This is a genomic window from Streptomyces deccanensis (assembly GCF_022385335.1).
GTDB lineage: Bacteria > Actinomycetota > Actinomycetes > Streptomycetales > Streptomycetaceae > Streptomyces > Streptomyces deccanensis.
Genome location: NZ_CP092431.1, coordinates 1,958,287 through 1,974,525, shown reverse-complemented (window position 1 = coordinate 1,974,525; position 16,239 = coordinate 1,958,287). Strand labels below are relative to the sequence as shown.

Annotated in this window: 18 protein-coding genes and 6 tRNA genes; 15 read left to right on the top strand and 9 right to left on the bottom strand. The window is 70.1% G+C overall.

From position 1 onward, the window contains the following. Positions 1–66 precede the first annotated feature (66 nt). Positions 67–885, top strand: a complete 819-nt coding sequence (locus L3078_RS08830; RefSeq protein ID WP_239752498.1) for a TrmH family RNA methyltransferase — start codon at positions 67–69, stop codon at positions 883–885. 134 nt (positions 886–1,019) lie between these two features. Here L3078_RS08830 and L3078_RS08825 read toward each other — a convergent pair whose 3' ends face one another. Then, positions 1,020–2,339 carry a serine/threonine-protein kinase gene (locus L3078_RS08825; RefSeq protein ID WP_239760252.1) on the bottom strand — a complete coding sequence of 440 codons (1,320 nt, stop codon included), beginning with the start codon at positions 2,337–2,339 and terminating at the stop codon, positions 1,020–1,022. Between the two features lie 196 nt (positions 2,340–2,535). Between L3078_RS08825 and L3078_RS08820 the strand changes: the two genes are divergently transcribed. From L3078_RS08820 to L3078_RS08805, 4 genes are all read left to right on the top strand, one after another. Then, positions 2,536–2,775 carry a hypothetical protein gene (locus L3078_RS08820; RefSeq protein WP_239752497.1) on the top strand — a complete coding sequence of 80 codons (240 nt, stop codon included), beginning with the start codon at positions 2,536–2,538 and terminating at the stop codon, positions 2,773–2,775. 313 nt (positions 2,776–3,088) lie between these two features. Next, a complete protein-coding gene (locus L3078_RS08815) occupies positions 3,089–3,289 on the top strand; it encodes a hypothetical protein (protein ID WP_239752496.1) in 201 nt (66 codons plus the stop codon). A gap of 306 nt (positions 3,290–3,595) precedes the next feature. Further along, complete coding sequence (locus L3078_RS08810; protein WP_239752495.1) at positions 3,596–4,549, top strand: phosphotransferase family protein; 954 nt, start codon at positions 3,596–3,598, stop codon at positions 4,547–4,549. Positions 4,550–4,636: 87 nt separating this feature from the next. Continuing rightward, entirely contained in the window at positions 4,637–4,945 is a 309-nt protein-coding gene (locus L3078_RS08805; protein ID WP_239760251.1) for a TFIIB-type zinc ribbon-containing protein, read from the top strand. Between the two features lie 155 nt (positions 4,946–5,100). Here the strand turns inward: L3078_RS08805 and L3078_RS08800 are convergent. From L3078_RS08800 to L3078_RS08780, 5 genes are all read right to left on the bottom strand, one after another. After that, a tRNA-Val gene (locus L3078_RS08800) sits at positions 5,101–5,172 on the bottom strand. A 34-nt stretch (positions 5,173–5,206) separates the two neighbouring features. Then, a tRNA-Val gene (locus tag L3078_RS08795) sits at positions 5,207–5,278 on the bottom strand. Positions 5,279–5,319: 41 nt separating this feature from the next. Further along, positions 5,320–5,391 (bottom strand) — tRNA-Val (locus tag L3078_RS08790). A gap of 1 nt (position 5,392) precedes the next feature. Next, a tRNA-Cys gene (locus L3078_RS08785) sits at positions 5,393–5,466 on the bottom strand. Positions 5,467–5,506: 40 nt separating this feature from the next. Then, positions 5,507–5,579, bottom strand: a tRNA-Gly gene (locus L3078_RS08780). A 157-nt stretch (positions 5,580–5,736) separates the two neighbouring features. Here L3078_RS08780 and L3078_RS08775 point away from each other — a divergent pair. From L3078_RS08775 to L3078_RS08765, 3 genes are all read left to right on the top strand, one after another. Further along, a complete protein-coding gene (locus L3078_RS08775) occupies positions 5,737–6,780 on the top strand; it encodes a chorismate-binding protein (protein ID WP_239752494.1) in 1,044 nt (347 codons plus the stop codon). After that, positions 6,777–7,598 (top strand): aminotransferase class IV, encoded by an 822-nt coding sequence (locus tag L3078_RS08770; protein WP_239752493.1) that lies wholly within the window; start codon positions 6,777–6,779, stop codon positions 7,596–7,598. Before L3078_RS08775 ends, L3078_RS08770 begins: the two co-directional genes overlap by 4 nt. Positions 7,599–7,691: 93 nt before the next feature. Beyond that, positions 7,692–8,516 carry a GNAT family N-acetyltransferase gene (locus tag L3078_RS08765; RefSeq protein ID WP_239752492.1) on the top strand — a complete coding sequence of 275 codons (825 nt, stop codon included), beginning with the start codon at positions 7,692–7,694 and terminating at the stop codon, positions 8,514–8,516. 267 nt (positions 8,517–8,783) lie between these two features. Here L3078_RS08765 and L3078_RS08760 read toward each other — a convergent pair whose 3' ends face one another. Continuing rightward, positions 8,784–9,302 (bottom strand): DsbA family protein, encoded by a 519-nt coding sequence (locus L3078_RS08760; protein ID WP_239752491.1) that lies wholly within the window; start codon positions 9,300–9,302, stop codon positions 8,784–8,786. 191 nt (positions 9,303–9,493) lie between these two features. On the opposite strand from L3078_RS08760, the gene L3078_RS08755 reads away from it, so the two are divergent. Next, positions 9,494–9,949, top strand: a complete 456-nt coding sequence (locus L3078_RS08755) for a hypothetical protein (RefSeq protein ID WP_239752490.1) — start codon at positions 9,494–9,496, stop codon at positions 9,947–9,949. A gap of 180 nt (positions 9,950–10,129) precedes the next feature. Further along, on the top strand, positions 10,130–10,282 hold the full coding sequence (locus L3078_RS08750; protein WP_189785967.1) for a hypothetical protein: 153 nt from the start codon (positions 10,130–10,132) through the stop codon (positions 10,280–10,282). An 85-nt stretch (positions 10,283–10,367) separates the two neighbouring features. On the opposite strand, the gene L3078_RS08745 is transcribed toward L3078_RS08750, so the two are convergent. Together L3078_RS08745 and L3078_RS08740 are read right to left on the bottom strand one after the other, a co-directional pair. After that, a complete protein-coding gene (locus L3078_RS08745) occupies positions 10,368–10,928 on the bottom strand; it encodes a CGNR zinc finger domain-containing protein (RefSeq protein ID WP_239752489.1) in 561 nt (186 codons plus the stop codon). Positions 10,929–11,275: 347 nt separating this feature from the next. Continuing rightward, entirely contained in the window at positions 11,276–11,689 is a 414-nt protein-coding gene (locus tag L3078_RS08740) for an SsgA family sporulation/cell division regulator (protein ID WP_004002642.1), read from the bottom strand. 191 nt (positions 11,690–11,880) lie between these two features. Here L3078_RS08740 and L3078_RS08735 point away from each other — a divergent pair, with 191 nt between their 5' ends. The 5 genes from L3078_RS08735 (at position 11,881) to L3078_RS08715 (ending at position 16,239) form a co-directional block, all read left to right on the top strand. Then, positions 11,881–12,360 (top strand): TIGR02611 family protein, encoded by a 480-nt coding sequence (locus L3078_RS08735; protein ID WP_239760250.1) that lies wholly within the window; start codon positions 11,881–11,883, stop codon positions 12,358–12,360. A gap of 79 nt (positions 12,361–12,439) precedes the next feature. Then, a tRNA-Val gene (locus L3078_RS08730) sits at positions 12,440–12,511 on the top strand. 538 nt (positions 12,512–13,049) lie between these two features. Further along, on the top strand, positions 13,050–14,342 hold the full coding sequence (locus L3078_RS08725) for an ABC transporter substrate-binding protein (RefSeq protein ID WP_239752488.1): 1,293 nt from the start codon (positions 13,050–13,052) through the stop codon (positions 14,340–14,342). Further along, on the top strand, positions 14,342–15,340 hold the full coding sequence (locus tag L3078_RS08720) for a carbohydrate ABC transporter permease (protein ID WP_239752487.1): 999 nt from the start codon (positions 14,342–14,344) through the stop codon (positions 15,338–15,340). The genes L3078_RS08725 and L3078_RS08720 overlap by 1 nt, the downstream gene beginning before the upstream one ends. Beyond that, positions 15,340–16,239 carry a carbohydrate ABC transporter permease gene (locus L3078_RS08715; RefSeq protein ID WP_239752486.1) on the top strand — a complete coding sequence of 300 codons (900 nt, stop codon included), beginning with the start codon at positions 15,340–15,342 and terminating at the stop codon, positions 16,237–16,239. Before L3078_RS08720 ends, L3078_RS08715 begins: the two co-directional genes overlap by 1 nt.

Below are 16,239 nucleotides of genomic sequence, written 5' to 3'. Positions count from 1 at the left end.
AACCACCGGTAACCCAACCCGTCCCAAGCCGTTGGCACCACACCCAGGACAAGGCAGTATCACCCTGTGGCCGATCTCATCACCGTTGAGGACCCCGACGACCCGCGCCTGCGCGACTACACCGGCCTGACCGACGTGGAGCTGCGCCGCAGGCGCGAACCCGCCGAAGGCCTGTTCATCGCCGAGGGCGAGAAGGTCATCAGACGGGCCAAGGAAGCCGGCTACGAGATGCGCTCGATGCTGCTCTCCGCCAAGTGGGTCGACGTCATGCGCGACGTCATCGACGAACTCCCGGCCCCCGTCTACGCGGTCAGCCCCGAACTCGCCGAACAGGTCACCGGCTACCACGTCCACCGGGGCGCCCTCGCCTCCATGCAACGCAAGCCCCTGCCGACCGCCGACCAACTCCTGGGGGTCGCCCGCCGGGTCGTGATCATGGAGTCGGTCAACGACCACACCAACATCGGCGCGATCTTCCGCTCGGCCGCCGCCCTCGGCATGGACGCGGTCCTGCTCTCCCCGGACTGCGCCGACCCGCTCTACCGCCGAAGCGTCAAGGTCTCCATGGGCGCGGTCTTCTCCGTCCCGTACGCCCGTCTCGACATCTGGCCCAAGGGCCTCGACGCGGTCCGCGACGCGGGCTTCACCCTGCTCGCCCTCACCCCGGACGAGAAGGCGAAGTCCCTCGACGAGGCCGCCCCGCACCGTATGGACCGCGTGGCCCTCATGCTCGGAGCCGAGGGCGACGGCCTCTCCACCAAGGCCCTGATGTCCGCCGACGAATGGGTCCGCATCCCCATGGCCCACGGAGTCGACTCCCTCAACGTGGGCGCGGCGGCGGCCGTGGCGTTCTACGCGGTGGCGACGGGCCGCCCGGCTCCGTAAGCCGGCGCGCCCCTAAAACCGTGCGCCCCGTAAGGGGCGCGGGGAACTGCGCGACCAGCCCTCCACAACCCGCAGCGAACAACGAAGAAGCGGTCCCGAGCCCTGTTGTCCGCGCTCTCGTCGCCGACCGGCCGTCAGTCGCCGCGCAACTCCACAACCGCCCGTTCCGGCCGGAGGTCGTCCCCGCCGAGCCCGCGCGGCGGCCCCTGACACCCTTGCGCCGTGGCGATCCCGAGCGCGGCCAGCAGGGTCACCACGACGAACACGAAGAGCCGCTGCCGCAGCAACCGAGGATTGGCGGGCCGCCGCCCGGTCCCGTTGGTCCTGGGCCCCGACCGCCCCGCACCACTGCGCGGAGCGGGCCGCTTCCCGGACCCCGAGGTGTTGCGGGCCGACGCGGGCCGCGCCCCCGGCCGGGAACCGCCGCCGGTCCGCGAAGCGCCGCCCCCACCGGTCCGGGACCCGCCCCCGGTCCGGGGCAACGGCGTTCCCGCCGCACCGGGCTGCGCCCGACGGGTCTCCGGCGGCTGCCGCAACGTGCGCTGCTCGACGTACTGCTCCGCGAGCCGCCCCGAGGGCCGGTCCGGATCACCGCGCGGCGCCGGCGGCCGTACGTCGGCCAGCCCCTGCGCCTCACGGGCGGCGATCTCCTTGAGCCGCAGCGACAGTTGCAGCGTGCTGGGCCGCTCGTCCGGATCCTTCGCCAGACAGGCCCGCACCAGCGGGGCCAGCGCGTCGGGCACCCCGCGCAGTTGCGGCTCCTCGTGCACCACGCGGTAGAGCATGACCTCCGAACTGCCGTGTCCGAAGGGCGAGTCGGAGGTCGCCGCGTAGGCGAGCGTGGCCCCGAGGGAGAAGACGTCCGTGGCCGGTGTGACCGCGGCGCCACGCACCTGCTCGGGCGCGAGGAACCCGGGCGACCCCACGGCGGTGCCGACATGGGTCAGGGTGGAGGCCCCGGTCGCCCAGGCGATGCCGAAGTCGATGATCCGAGGCCCCTTGGGGGACAACAGGATGTTGGACGGCTTCAGGTCCCGGTGTACGACCCCGGCCTCGTGCACGGCCACGAGCCCCTCGGAGAGGGCGGCGCCGACGGCGGCCACGTCGGCGGCCGACATGGGTCCCTCCTCGGCGATCTTGTCGTGCAGCGAGGGCCCCGGCACGTACTGCGTGGCGAACCACGGACGGTCCGCCTCCAGATCGGCGGCGACCAGCCGGGCGGTGCACCCGCCCCTGATCCGCCGCGCAGCCGACACCTCGCGCGCGAACCGCGACCGGAACTCCTGGTCCTCCGCCAGATCCGGCCGGATCACCTTGAGCGCGACACGCTGTCCACGCCGGTCGGAGCCCAGGTAGACGACGCCCATCCCGCCCGCGCCGAGCCGTCTGTGGATCCTGAACGAGCCGACGACGCGCGGGTCCTCGCGCCTCAGGCGCATCATCGCCATGTTCATCCCCGCTGCCCGTTCCGTCTGACGAGCCACAGCTTACGTTTCCACGGCCGGGCGTGCGCAGAGGCCGCGCCCTCACGACCCGATCGATTGTCAGTGCCGGGTGGGAAACTTGAAGGGTGGTCAGGGAACAGGAGTTCGGGCCGGTGTTGGGCTGCCTGTGATCCCAACCACCCGCCACAGAAGGGGGATTGAACCCGTGAAGGGTGACCGTGTGGAGATAGTCGTCGACGCCGGGGACACGACGCGCACCTACGAGGTGATCGCGAGCAGGGCGGGCCGTCGGGTGGAGACAGCGGTACGCCGAGGTGTAGTGGAAGTGAGCGAAGTCACCCGCAATGGAACGGTGGTACGAACGGCCAGGTTCATGGCGAACAGGGTCCTGGCCCTGGTCGAACAGCCGGTGCCCCGCGAGGACGGCTCGGAACGACAGGCGTGACGACCGAGTGGCAACAGGCGTGACGACCGAGTGGCAACAGGCGTGACGACCGAGTGACAACAGGGGGCAGACCGGACGTCCCTTCCGGGAAGACCCCGAGACCTAGGACCCCGTCTCCACCCTGGGGAGTACGTCGCAGGTCACCGCTCATCCTCGGGGAGGCCCGGCAATCGGTACGAGGGCATGACGACCCGGAGGGGCCGCGCGCCTAGATTTGAGGTCAAGCGGCGGGTGCAGCACTCGTCCCCCGAGGTCAGACACCCGCCGCTGCCAACCACAACGCAAGACCGACGAGAAGGTCAGAGGAGGGACCATGGCCCACACGGCACCGCGGACCGCGATCCGCACACGGGAGCACAGGACGTTCGCCGCCGACCGCCGTCCGGGCCGTCGCCACCCCTTGGTGGCGACCGCGATGGTCCTCCCGCTGGCGGCCCTGCTCGTGTACGCCTTCGGCGGCTGGGAAGCAGTGGTCACACAGGCGTCGTCCGTGGGTGTGATGCTGGGGCGCTGAGCGGCGACCCCAGGCCCGGAAGAGCGGTCCGGGCGGGGACATCCACCCATGAAACCCCGTGGGGACGGGGGTGCGGCGGACGGCAAATAAACGCCCGCGCAGCTGGGGAGCTGCGCGGGCGTTGTCGTGCGCGCCATCGCCCTCGTTCCCGCTGACTGCGGGCAATCGTGCCGCTGGGGCGGCACGGGTGGGCGCAGGCGGCACCTCGTAACCGCCGAGCAGCGGAACCTCCCCCGGCCGACCCCGGCAAGGCGCACCCGAACCGTAGGCTCGACGCCAGCGCCGTACGCCAACCCAGGGGGACCCATGACCACCACCGACCCGGCCGCCCCCGCCGTACTCCCCGCCCTCAAGGCGAAACTACGCGGCACGGCCCACCCGGAATCCACCCCCTGCACCCACCCCGACACGGTCCTCGCGGAACGCGCCGACGGCACGGTCGTCCGCCACGCGAACACCGTCGCCAAGGCGCACGCCCCCGACACGGACCCCACCCACCTGGCCCTCCGCCTGACCGTCGCCGCCTCCCACCCCGACACCCTCCTGGCGCCCCTCTACACCACCCCCACCCCCCTCCACGACCGCCTCGTCACGTTCTGGCCGTACGGCACCCCCGTGGACCCCGACACCCCGGAGGCCGCCCCCTGGGAGGAGGCGGCCACCCTCCTCGCCCGCCTCCACCGGCAGCCCCCACCCCCGGGCCTGCCCCCCATGCGCGGCCCGGCCAAGGCGGCCCAGGCCGTCGCCCGGCTGGAAGCCGCGGCACCCCACCACCCCGCCACGGCACCGATCCTCCGCGCCTGGCGCACCCTCCCCGCCTGGGCCAGGTCCGAGACCCCCATGCCGGATACGACCACCCTCTGCCACGGCGACCTGCACCTCGGCCAACTGGTCCGCCACCCCGCGACCACCGGCCCGTGGCGCCTCATCGACGTCGACGACCTGGGCGTGGGCGTCCCCACCTGGGACCTCGCCCGCCCGGCCGCCTGGTACGCCTGCGGCCTCCTGCACCCCGACGACTGGTCCCGCTTCCTCACCGCGTACCGGAGCGCCGACGGCCCCGCGCTCCCCGCACACGGCGAACCCTGGCCCGTACTGGATGTACCGGCCCGCGCACTCACCGTGCAGACCGCGGCCCTGGCGATCGCGAAGTCCACCGCCTCCGGACACCCTCTCGACGACGCGCAGCAGTCCGTTGTGGACGCTTGTGACCGAATGGGAAGCATCCCGCCGGAGTTGGTGGAGCCTTTCCCGAAGTAGGGTGCAACCGACCGCAGCCGGACAGTGTCTGTCCTGGCGTAACGCGAAGCAGGACCGAACGGCGAGGAGTTGACCCGAACCATGCACATGCAGTGTCCGAAGTGCCATGCGCCGATGCACACCTACAACCGCAGTGGCGTCCAGATCGAGCAGTGCAGCGGCTGTCGCGGGATCTTCCTCGACTACGGCGAGCTGGAGGCCCTGACCCGCCTGGAGGGCCAGTGGGCGGGCGGCCCCGGCGTGCCGCCGCCGCCGGCCGCCCCGCAGTACCCGGCGGGCGGCGGCCACAATGCCCCGGCCTGGGGCGCTCCGCACGGCGGTCACGGTGGTGGGCACCACGGCGGCCACCACGGCCACCACAACCGGGGCTTCGGCCACATGCTGTTCTCCAGCTGAGGCGCGGGGCGCATCCGCGCCCTCCGCTCACCGACAACAGCACACAGCACACAGCACACAGCGCAGAGCGCAGAGCGCAGAGCGCAGAGCGCCCAGCGCCCCGCGCACACGACGAAGCCCCCGACCGTACGAGACGGCCAGGGGCTCGGTGCGTGTGGACGATACTGGGATTGAACCAGTGACCTCTTCCGTGTCAGGGAAGCGCTCTCCCGCTGAGCTAATCGTCCTCGGGATCACAGCCCGGGGACTGTGGATCTTGCGTGCGCGATACTGGGATTGAACCAGTGACCTCTTCCGTGTCAGGGAAGCGCTCTCCCGCTGAGCTAATCGCGCGGGATCGAAGCCGTACGGCTCCGGAAGCCCTCAGGCCTCAGTGGACGATACTGGGATTGAACCAGTGACCTCTTCCGTGTCAGGGAAGCGCTCTCCCGCTGAGCTAATCGTCCTTGGAGGTGGAGACGGGATTTGAACCCGTGTAGACGGCTTTGCAGGCCGTTGCCTCGCCTCTCGGCCACTCCACCAGGAGTGCGGGGGTCCGTGAAGATCCCCCACGTTCCTGCGAGCGGACGACCAGGTTCGAACTGGCGACCTCAACCTTGGCAAGGTTGCGCTCTACCAACTGAGCTACGTCCGCTTGTCGTTTCCGTTTCGCTTCCGCGTCCCGGCGACGAGTTGAACTCTAGCGGATTCCGGGGCCAGTACAAAAACGCGTTTGTGCAGCGTGCTGCGGTGCGTCCAGTCCGGGACCCGGCCGGGCCCGCCCGCGGGGCACCCGTCCTAGACTCGGCTGCGTGCCCGACCTCCCTCCGCTCGCCCGCTTCGGCAACCTCGTGGCCACCGGTCTCACCGATGTGACCAGCGACGCCGCCGCCCTGGACTCCTCCGGCTTCTGGGCCGTGTGCGCGGACTACGAGGGCGGTCTGGTGTGCGCGCGCTTCAGTGACGTACGTCGCGAACCCGCGCCGGCGCCGGTGCCGGGGGAGTGGCGCGGGCCGCGCCCCGACGACTGGACGTCCTCGCTCGACCGCGCCGCGTACACGGCGGGCGTGCGCCGGATCCGAGAGCACATCGCGGCCGGGGAGGTGTACCAGGCGAACCTGTGCCGGGTGCTGTCCGCACCCGTCGCGCCGGACGCCGACGTGGACGCCCTGACCGCGCTGCTGGCCCGCGGCAACCCGGCCCCCTTTGCAGGAACGATTCGCCTCCCGGCGTACGGCGTCGAGATCGCCACCGCCTCACCCGAACTCTTCCTGCGCCGCGACGGCCGTGTCGTCGAGTCCGGCCCGATCAAGGGCACCGGACGCACCGAGGCGGACCTCCTGGAGAAGGACTACGCCGAGAACGTGATGATCGTCGACCTGGTCCGCAACGACATCGGACAGGTCTGCGCCACCGGCACCGTGACCGTCCCCGACCTCTGCGTGGTCGAGAAGCATCCGGGGCTGGTGCATCTGGTCTCGTTGGTACGAGGTGACCTGCGCGACGGCACCGGCTGGCCCGAACTGCTCCGCGCCGCCTTCCCGCCCGGCTCCGTCACCGGAGCGCCCAAGTCGAGCGCCCTGCGGATCATCGACGCCCTGGAGACCGCCCCGCGCGGCCCGTACTGCGGAGGCGTCGGCTGGGTGGACGCCGACCGGGGCACGGCGGAGCTGGCCGTCGGCATCCGCACCTTCTGGATCGACCGCGCGGCGGGCGAACTGCGCTTCGGCACCGGTGCGGGCATCACCTGGGGGTCGGACCCCGAGGCGGAGTGGCGCGAAACCGAGCTGAAGGCCGCCCGGCTGCTCGCGGTAGCGTCGGGAACGTACGAGGCGAGTGGGAGGACCCTTACGTGAAGATCTGGCTCGACGGCGGACTGCAGGACATCGACTCCGCCCGTGTCTCCGTCCTCGACCACGGACTGACCGTGGGCGACGGCGTCTTCGAGACCGTGAAGGCGGTCGGGGGCCGGCCGTTCGCGCTGACCCGCCACCTCGACCGGCTGACCCGCTCGGCCCGCGGACTCGGTCTGCCCGAGCCCGACCTCGACGAGGTGCGCCGCGCCTGCGCCGCCGTCCTGGAGGCCGAACCGATCGCGCTCGGCCGACTGCGCATCACCTACACCGGCGGCCTGTCCCCGCTCGGCTCCGACCGCGGCGACCACGGCCCGACCCTCGTCGTGGCCCTCGGCGAGACCGCCCGGCGGGCCGACTCCACCGCCACGATCACCGTCCCCTGGACCCGCAACGAGCGCGGCGCCCTCACCGGCCTGAAGACGACTTCGTACGCCGAGAACGTCGTCGCCCTCGCCCGAGCCCACGAACAGGGCGCCACCGAGGCGCTGTTCGCCAACACGGTGGGCCGGCTCTGCGAGGGCACGGGCTCCAACGTCTTCGTCGTCCTCGACGGCGAGATCCACACCCCACCGGTCGCCTCCGGCTGCCTCGCGGGCATCACCCGCGCCCTCGTCGTCGAGTGGACCGGCGCCCGCGAGACCGACCTGCCCCTGGACGTCCTGGACCACGCCGACGAGGTGTTCCTGACGTCGAGCCTGCGCGACGTGCAGTCGGTGCACCGCGTCGACGCCCGCGAGCTGTCGGCCACCCCGGGCCCGGTGACGGCCAAGGCGATGCGCGTCTTCGACGAGCGGTCGGGCGACGACCTGGACCCGTGATCCGGCCACCTGCTCCTGACGACCGGATCCGGACCCGCGAACGCCGAAGATATTCGGCAGACTCGACGCGCTGTGGCGGGTAGAACTCCCCTGATGACCACCACCCTGCGGCCCATCGAGCCGCTTCAGCACGCCGCCGACGGGACGCGCTCGCGTCGCTACCAGGTGTGTGTCAACAGCCGTCCCGTCGGCGAGATACACCTCGCCACGCGCCCCGACCCGGGGTCCACGGCCGCGCGGATCCTCGACCTGCGGATCGACGAACCGGACCGGCGGCGAGGCCGGGCCACCGTGGCGGCGCTCGCCGCCGAGGAGGTGGCCCGCGGCTGGGGCTGCCGGCGCATCGAGGTGTCCGTCCCGGCCGACGCCGAGCCCGCCCTGCGGCTGGCCCAGGCGCTCGGCTACGTCCTGCGTAACCGGGGCATGAGCAAGACCCTCGGGACCACCCCGCCCGAACTGCCCGAGGGCAGCAGGGGCAGACCCATGACCGAGGCCGAGTACGGGCCGTGGAAGGAAGCCGGGCTGGAGGGCTACGCCCAGGACTTGATCACCCGTGGCGTGCCCGAGGCGGAAGCGTACGCGAAGGCCGCCCTGGACTACGAGCGCTGCCTCCCGCAGGGAGTGGCCTCCGCGAACAGCCTGTGCAGCGTGCTGGAGCACGAGGGCACCAGAGTCGGCACCCTCTGGCTGTGGCTGACCGAGGACAAGGCCTCCGTGTACGACGTGGAGGCGGACGCCGCCCACCGGGGCAGGGGACACGGCCGTACGCTCATGCTGCTGGCCGAGGCCCAGGCGATCGCGGCCGGAAAGCCCGCCATCGCGCTCAACGTCTTCGCAGGCAACTTCCGGGCCGAATGCCTCTACGACTCCCTCGGCTACGAGACGACCGCGTACCACCTCTCCAAGCCGCTGCTCTGAACTTCGTGGGGCACGAGGTCCGCGGCTTCGGTGGGGCACGAGGTCCGCGACCTCCGTGGGGCACGAGGTCCGCGATCTCTCCGGGGCGCGAGGTCCGTGACAGTCGTGGGGCGTGAGGCCCGCCCTGCACCCCTCTCCGCCCGCTGCCTCGCCGTCGCCCCTCTCACCCGACGGCTCAGGCGCTGCGCTGCGAGCCGGTTCACGACAGCCGACCGATGGCCCCGGTGGTCGCCCGCGGACAGTCGCTGGCGTCGGCCGCCCCGCCGGTCAGGTGCTCTCGGCCAGCAGGCGGTCGGCGATCTCCTCGATCCGCTCGCGCAGCCCCGCCTGGCTCTTGCCGCCGTCGAGACGCTCGCCGCCGATGACGTACGTGGGCGTGCCGGTCACACCGATCGCCTTGCCCTCGGCCTGGTCGGCGTCGACGATCAGGATGTGCCGTCCGTCGATCAGCGCCGTGTCGAACTCCTCGGCGTCCAGGCCGAGTTCACGGGCGGCCTCCACGAGGAACGGCTCCCCGGACCGGCCCAGCTCTTCGACCCGGCCGAGCACGGCCTCGACGTACGGCCACGCCCGCCCCTGCTCCGCGGCCTCCTCGGCGGCCTGCGCGGCGGCGAAGGCGTGCTTGTGCTTCTCCAACGGGAAGTGCCGCAGCCGTACGTCGAGCCGGTCGCCGTAGCGGGCCCGCAGCGCGCGGATGTCGTCGAGGGCGTCGCGGCAGTCGGGACACTGGAGTTCGCACCAGACGTCCAGGACGACGGCGGACGGCACGGGGGAGGAGTCGCTCATGGGATCAGTCTCCCAGCTTCGCGGGCCGCGCCGGACGTGGGCCGAGTGCGGCCCGCGGCGGCGCCCCGACCCCGAGACGACCCGGAGATGTCCCTGAGGTCTCCCCGGACCGTGGCATATCGGGCGCGTGGCGGTGCAGGATGGAAGGGACGCACCACGAACGCCCGACCGAGCACCGCCTGGAGGACCGGATGATTGCCGAGACAGTCTGTGCCGCAGTCGCAGCGGCAGGCTTGGGCATCGCCGCGATCACGGCGTATCGGAAGCGTTTCCTCCGGGCGACCCGGATCGCCGCCTACTCGCTCGTGCCGCTCGGCCTGGTGATGACCGGAGTCGTCGAATGGGTGGCCGACACCGCGTTCAGCCCGACCGCGTGGGCCGGTTTCGGTGTGCTGGGCGCCGCCTGGTTCCTGTTCATGACCACCCGCGCCGTGGAGCGGCGCCGCGGGGTCACCGGCAAGGAACGCAAGGAGGCCAAGGCCTCCCGTACCGAGGCGATAGCCCCGACGGCCTCGGCCCCCTCGCTGGGCCAGGGCGCACGGCCGGCGGGCCGCCCGGCGGCGGCACCTCGGTCGGCGGGTTCCGGCGCGTCCGGCGCGGACGACTTCAGTGACATCGAGGCGATCCTGAAGAAGCACGGCATCTGACCGCGCCGGCACGGCCTCCGGCCGCCCCGAGGGGGCGCGGACTGAAACGACACAGAAGGTCGGGCAGCGGCGACGAAATGATCACGTTCGCTCCCTACCTTGTGGATATTGGCGAACTCTCCGTCATTCCGGGTGGGTTGATCGCGCGAAGGGGCTCCGCTGCGTCATCATCGCGGCGAGATGCTGGACACAACACAGAGCGACACCGCCGCCCCACCAGAGGAGCGACGAGGTTGTCTCTTCGCGCTCTCCCAGCCACCGCTGATGATCTTCCTAGCGGTGATCGGCTGCCTGCTGCTCATGGCGTCACTGCACGACCTGCTGATGCTGTGAGCTGTAAACGGAGCCCCTGACGTCACCCGTCGAGGGCTCCGTCAGCCCCCGTACGCCCACCCGTGCCGCGGGTCGGCGGGCTCGTTCAGCCCGCCGCCTCCTTGCGGCGTGCCCGGTAGGCGGCCACATGCAGGCGGTTTCCGCAGGTGCGGCTGTCGCAGTAGCGGCGCGAGCGGTTGCGGGAGAGGTCCACGAAGGCGCGTCGGCAGTCGGGCGCCTCGCAGCGGCGCAGCCGCTCCTGTTCCCCGGCGACCACGAAGAAGGCCAGTGCCATGCCGCAGTCCGCCGAGAGGTGGTCGGTCAGCGAGGCGCCGGGCGCGAAGTAGTGCACGTGCCAGTCGTAGCCGTCGTGATCGGTGAGACGGGGGGTGGTGCCCGCCGCGGCGACCAGCTCGTTGATGACCGAGGCGGCCGAGGCGGCGTCGGCGGCGGCGAAGACCTCCGCGAACCGCCCACGGACCCGGCGCACGGCCGCGAGGTCGAACTCCGACAGCACTCCGACATCGCTGATGTCGTGCCTTCGTACGAAGTCGGCGAGCGCCGCGACGGTCGCGAGCCCGTCGGTCGCCGTGTCGTTCTCCGGCGCGGTGTTCACCAGATCGACCACGGCGTCTAGGGAACACCGGGTGTCGTGGGTGATCAGCACGTTTCGCTCCCTGGCCTGCGAGGGTCGGGCGGGCGCCCGCCGATGCTGGCCGATGGTAATGGCTCGGCGGGGCGGCGGACCGGTGTGGACCGTCCTGGGGCATCCCTGGAACGCCCCTGTACAGCCGGAACGGGCCAGCAAGCCGATTGGTGCCCGGGCCCGGCCCACCCGGGACGAGGACCCCGGGACGTGCCGAGGCCCCCGCGGCGGCCACGGCACGGCGACGCCGCCGCGCGGAGGTCCGCGACGACGGCGTCGATGGGTCGGCCTGAAGCCGTATTCGGTTGTCTTGGCCCGAGCCGTCTCCCCGAGTGGACGGCGCCGGGCGACTCTGGGGGCCTCGCGCCCTAGCTTTCCGCCAGGATGTGCGAGAGCTCCTGATCGAGGTCGAAGTGCCGGTGTTCCGTGCCGGGAGGCACGGCGGCGTCTGTGCGCTTCAGGAAGGACTCCAGGGCCCGCGCCGGGGCTTCGAGAAGGGCTTCGCCCTCCGGGGAGCTCAGGGCGATGCACACGACGCCCTGGCCGTGACTGCGCGACGGCCAGACACGGACGTCACCGGTGCCGGTGGGCCGGTGCAGGCCCTCGGCGAGGAGGTCGCGGGCGAACACCCATTCGACCGTTTCCTCTGCTCCGGTGTGGAAGGTGGCGTGCACGGCATAGGGATCGGCCGTGTCATACCGCAGTCCCGCGGGAACGGGCAGTGAGGACTCGCTCGACACAACGAGGCGCAGGTGCAGCTCGCAGCTGACCGTGGTGTTCATAAGCGCCAAGGCCTTTCGCTCAGTGTGCGCTCGGGGATTCGCACGTCGGCGAAATCGACATGCCACCTACGGTGCCGTTGTAAACCCCTCTGGGAGTTTTGCGTCGCTTTTGGTAGCTCATCCGGCCGAGACCGTCTTCTGTGGGTACGACCATTCCGGTGACCGGTTTCCCTCCGGTAGGGTTTGGCCGTATGGATACGGGGAGTTACGGAACGGGGGAGGTCGCCGTGGCGGCCGACGGAACGAAGAGTGACACCAACGTAGCGAACAGTGAGGCCGATGTGGCCAAGGACGAGGCGCCGCTCGGATCCCGTGCGCCGGAATTCGTCAGAGCGCGCCGGATGCTGCACCTGAGCTGGCAGGTGGCCATCTTCGTCGTCGGTCTGGCGGTGGTGATCGCGGGTGTGCTCATGCTGGTGCTGCCCGGCCCCGGCTGGGTCGTGATCTTCGGCGGCATGGCGATCTGGGCGACCGAATTCGTCTGGGCCCAACTGGTGCTCCGCTGGACCAAGCGGAAGGTCACCGAGGCCACCCAGCGCGCCCTCGACCCCAAGGTGCGCCGCCGCAACATCATTCTGACGTCGATCGGCCTGGTGATCGTGGCCGGCCTCGTCGGTTTCTACGTCTGGAAGTTCGGCTTCGAGATGCCCTGGAACATCAAGAACCAGTGAGTCCCGCAGGGGCGGCGCCGGGGATTGTGGGTGTGGTCGGAGGCACCCCCTGACATGGGGTAATGTTCTTCCTGCGTCCGGGCGATTAGCTCAGTGGGAGAGCGCTTCGTTCACACCGAAGAGGTCACTGGTTCGAACCCAGTATCGCCCACCGGATGATGGCGACCCGGTCCACGGAAACGTGGGCCGGGTCGCTTTGCGTGGTGGTGGTCCGGGGGTGTTCGGAGTGGCGTCCGGATCCGCCGTCTTCCTCGGGTCGGGGTACGGGGAGGGGCGGTCGGTATTCGTGCGCGGCCTGGGTACCCGCCCCGGGCCCTCACTCCGATTGACCGGATCCGGCCCTTCTCGGTCCCGTGACGGCATGCGTGCGCGGTCGGGCCGGCGTGCTCCGGAAGCGGTTCGGGGGCGGCGGACGAGCCGCGCTCCGCTGACTCCTTTCAGCCTCGTCCGGCAGCCGCTTGGCGGCCCCGTCGGCGTTCGGCCCGTCGGCCGCAACTCGCCTACCTGCGCTTTCGGTTGACCTGCCGTCACCTGCGAGGCCGCCTCGCCCGGCAAGGCCCGGACTCCGCTTTCCATCAAATCCTGTCCGAATCATTGACGTCTCCTGAGGGTCTCCGTACCTTGTGCCAGCAAGCGCTTACTTGAAACGATTCATGGCGCGGGACGCAGCGTCGCGGGGAGGCTCAACCATGCAGCAAAACAGGAACGTTGAGAGGCGGACGGTCCTCAAGGCGGCCGGAGCCTCACTGGCCGTCGCGGGACTCGGGGCCACGGCCACGGCCTGTGGGGGCGACAGTGGGTCGTCGGGGGACGGGACGGTGACGATCCGTTACGCGTGGTGGGGCGCCGAGGACCGCGCCGAGCGCATCAAGAAGACCATCGCGCTTTTCGAGAAGAAGTACCCGAAGATCAAGGTGAAGACGGACTTCCAGGTCTATCCCGACTTCTGGAAGAAGTTCAACACGCAGGCCTCCGGCGGAAATCCCCCGGATGTCTTCCAGAATGCCATCGGTTTCCTGCGTAAATACGACGCGAAGAATGTGCTGCTCGATCTCAGCGCGCAGGTCGAGGCGGGCAACCTCTCCCTGGACGGTTTCAGAGCCGGCCTGGAGAAGTTCGGAGAGGTCGACGGCAAGCTGCTCGGCATTCCGGTGGGCTCCAACTCGATGGCCCTCGTGATCGACAAGCCCGTCTACACCAAGTCCGGAGTGAAGCCGGAGCAGGGCTGGACCTGGGACGACTTCGACGCGGCGATGAAGAAGATCCGCGACAAGGCGGGACGGGCCGGCGACAGCGGCATGTACGGCGTCATGTACCTCTATGACCTCTACCTGCGCCAGAACGGCAAGGCGTTCTTCACCGAGGACGGGCTCGGCTTCACCGAGTCGGATCTGAAGCAGTGGTGGACGAAGGCGGAGAAGGGCATCAAGGAGGGCATCTACGCCGACCCCAAGAAGGTCGCCCAGACCAAGCCCAAGTCGGCGGTCGCCGCGGAACTCGCCGCCGGTGAGTTCACCTGGGACAACTTCACCGTCCGCTACACCTCCGAGGGCAAGAGCGAGTACGGTCTGGCCCCCATCCCGACCACCGACGGCAAGAAGACCGGCCAGTACCTCGGCTCCCTCATGCTCAGCGCGTCCAAGCGCACGCAGCACCCCAAGGAAGTCGCGCAGTTCATCAACTTCATGGTGCACGAGCCCGAGGTCGCCGAGATCATGGGCTACGACCGCGGAGTGCCCGCGACGCAGGCCCAGTACGACGCGTTCAAGCCGACCGACCCGGTCAACAAGGCCATCGCCGAGTACGAGGAGTCCCTCGTCAAGGCGGGCGTCCTGGAGCCCATCACCCCGCACCCGAACGGCGCGGACATCTGCGAGTCCGCGTTCATGCGCATCGCCGAAGAGCTCGCCCTCGGCAAGCGGTCCGTCGACGACGCCGTCAAGCAGTTCTTCACCGAGTCGAAGACGGCTCTCGGCAGCTGATGGGAACCGCCGTGACACACGCCCCCGCGATGGAGGACCTCACCAAGGACTCCGAGCCGAGGCAGCGTCCGGCCAAGTCCCCGCGCCCCGCCGCACTCAAGCGGCGGGGCCGCCGGGAGACCCTGGCCGGCTATCTCTTCATGTCCCCCTGGATCGCCGGGTTCCTGCTGCTCACAGCGGGCCCGATGATCGCCTCGCTCTACTTCGCCTTCACCGACTACAACCTGTTCGACGCGCCCAAGTGGATCGGCCTCGACAACTTCTCCGAGATGTTCGACGATCCGCGCTGGCAGAACTCGGTGAAGGTGACGCTCTGGTACGTCGCCGTCGGTACGCCGATCAAGCTGATCGCCGCTCTCGGTGTGGCGCTGCTGCTGGCCCAGAAGCGGCGCGGTCAGGCCTTCTACCGGGCCGCCTTCTACGCGCCGTCGCTCATCGGGGCGAGCGTCTCCATCGCGATCGTGTGGAAGGCGATCTTCTCGGACGACGCCATCGTCGACCGTACGCAGAAGCTCTTCGGGATCGACGTCGGTGGCTGGACCGGCGACCCGGACCTGATCATCTACAGCCTCGTGGCGCTCACCGTCTGGCAGTTCGGTGCCCCGATGGTGATCTTCCTCGCCGGTCTCAAGCAGGTCCCGCGCGAGCTGTACGAGGCGGCCGAGGTCGACGGGGCGGGCACGCTCCGGCGGTTCTGGAACATCACCCTGCCGATGATCTCCCCGGTCCTGTTCTTCAACGTCCTGCTGGAGACGATCCACTCCTTCCAGATCTTCAGCTCGGCGTACATCGTCGGCGGCGGCGCCGGAGGCAGTGCCTGCGGTCCGGCCGACGGTTCGATGGTCTACACCTGTTATCTGTACGTCCAGGGCTTCGAGAACAGCCGGATGGGCCTGGCCTCCGCCATGGCCTGGGTGCTGCTGGTCGGGGTCGCCCTGGTGACGGCGGTTCTGTTCTGGTCCCAGAAGCGCTGGGTGCACTACGAGGAGGGCGCCTGATGAGCGCACAGGCCACCGAGATCGCCCCGGCGCCGGCCCCGTCCGGTGGGTCGGGAGCGCTCCGGCGCAAGCTGCCCGGTTCGCTCGCCTGGCACCTAGGGTCGCTGCTGATTCTCGCGGTGATCCTCTACCCGGTGATCTGGGTGATCGGCGGCTCCTTCAAGAACAGCGACGACATCGTCGGCAGCCTGGATCTGCTGCCTAGCGACCCGATCATCGGCAACTACACACGGCTCTCCGAGGGCATCGCCGACATCCCGATCTCCACCTTCTTCGTCAACTCGCTCACGCTCGCGCTCGGTTCGGTGGTCGGGATCCTGGTGTCCTGCTCGCTGACCGCGTACGCCTTCGCGAAGATCAAGTTCGCCGGCCGCAATCTGCTCTTCACGCTGATGATCGGCACGCTCCTGTTGCCGTACCACGTCCTGCTGATCCCGCAGTACGTGCTGTTCCGCAACATGGACATGATCAACACCTACACCCCGCTGCTGCTCCCCAAATACCTGGCCACGGAGGCGTTCTTCGTCTTCCTGATGGTGCAGTTCATGCGGAACCTGCCCAAGGAGCTCGACGAGGCGGCCCGGCTCGACGGCTGCGGGCACTTCCGGATCTACTGGTCGATCGTGCTGCCGCTGTCCCGGCCCGCGCTCATCACCAGCGCGATCTTCACCTTCATCAACGCCTGGAACGACTTCATGGGGCCGTTGATCTATCTGAACGAGCCCGACAAGTACACCGTGTCGCTCGGTCTGAAGATGTTCGTGGACCAGGACGCCGTGGCCAACTACGGCGGCATGATCGCGATGTCGCTGGTGGCCCTGCTGCCGGTGCTCGCGTTCTTCCTCGCCTTCCAGCGCTATCTGATCGACGGTATGGCCACGTCCGGCCTGAAGGGCTGA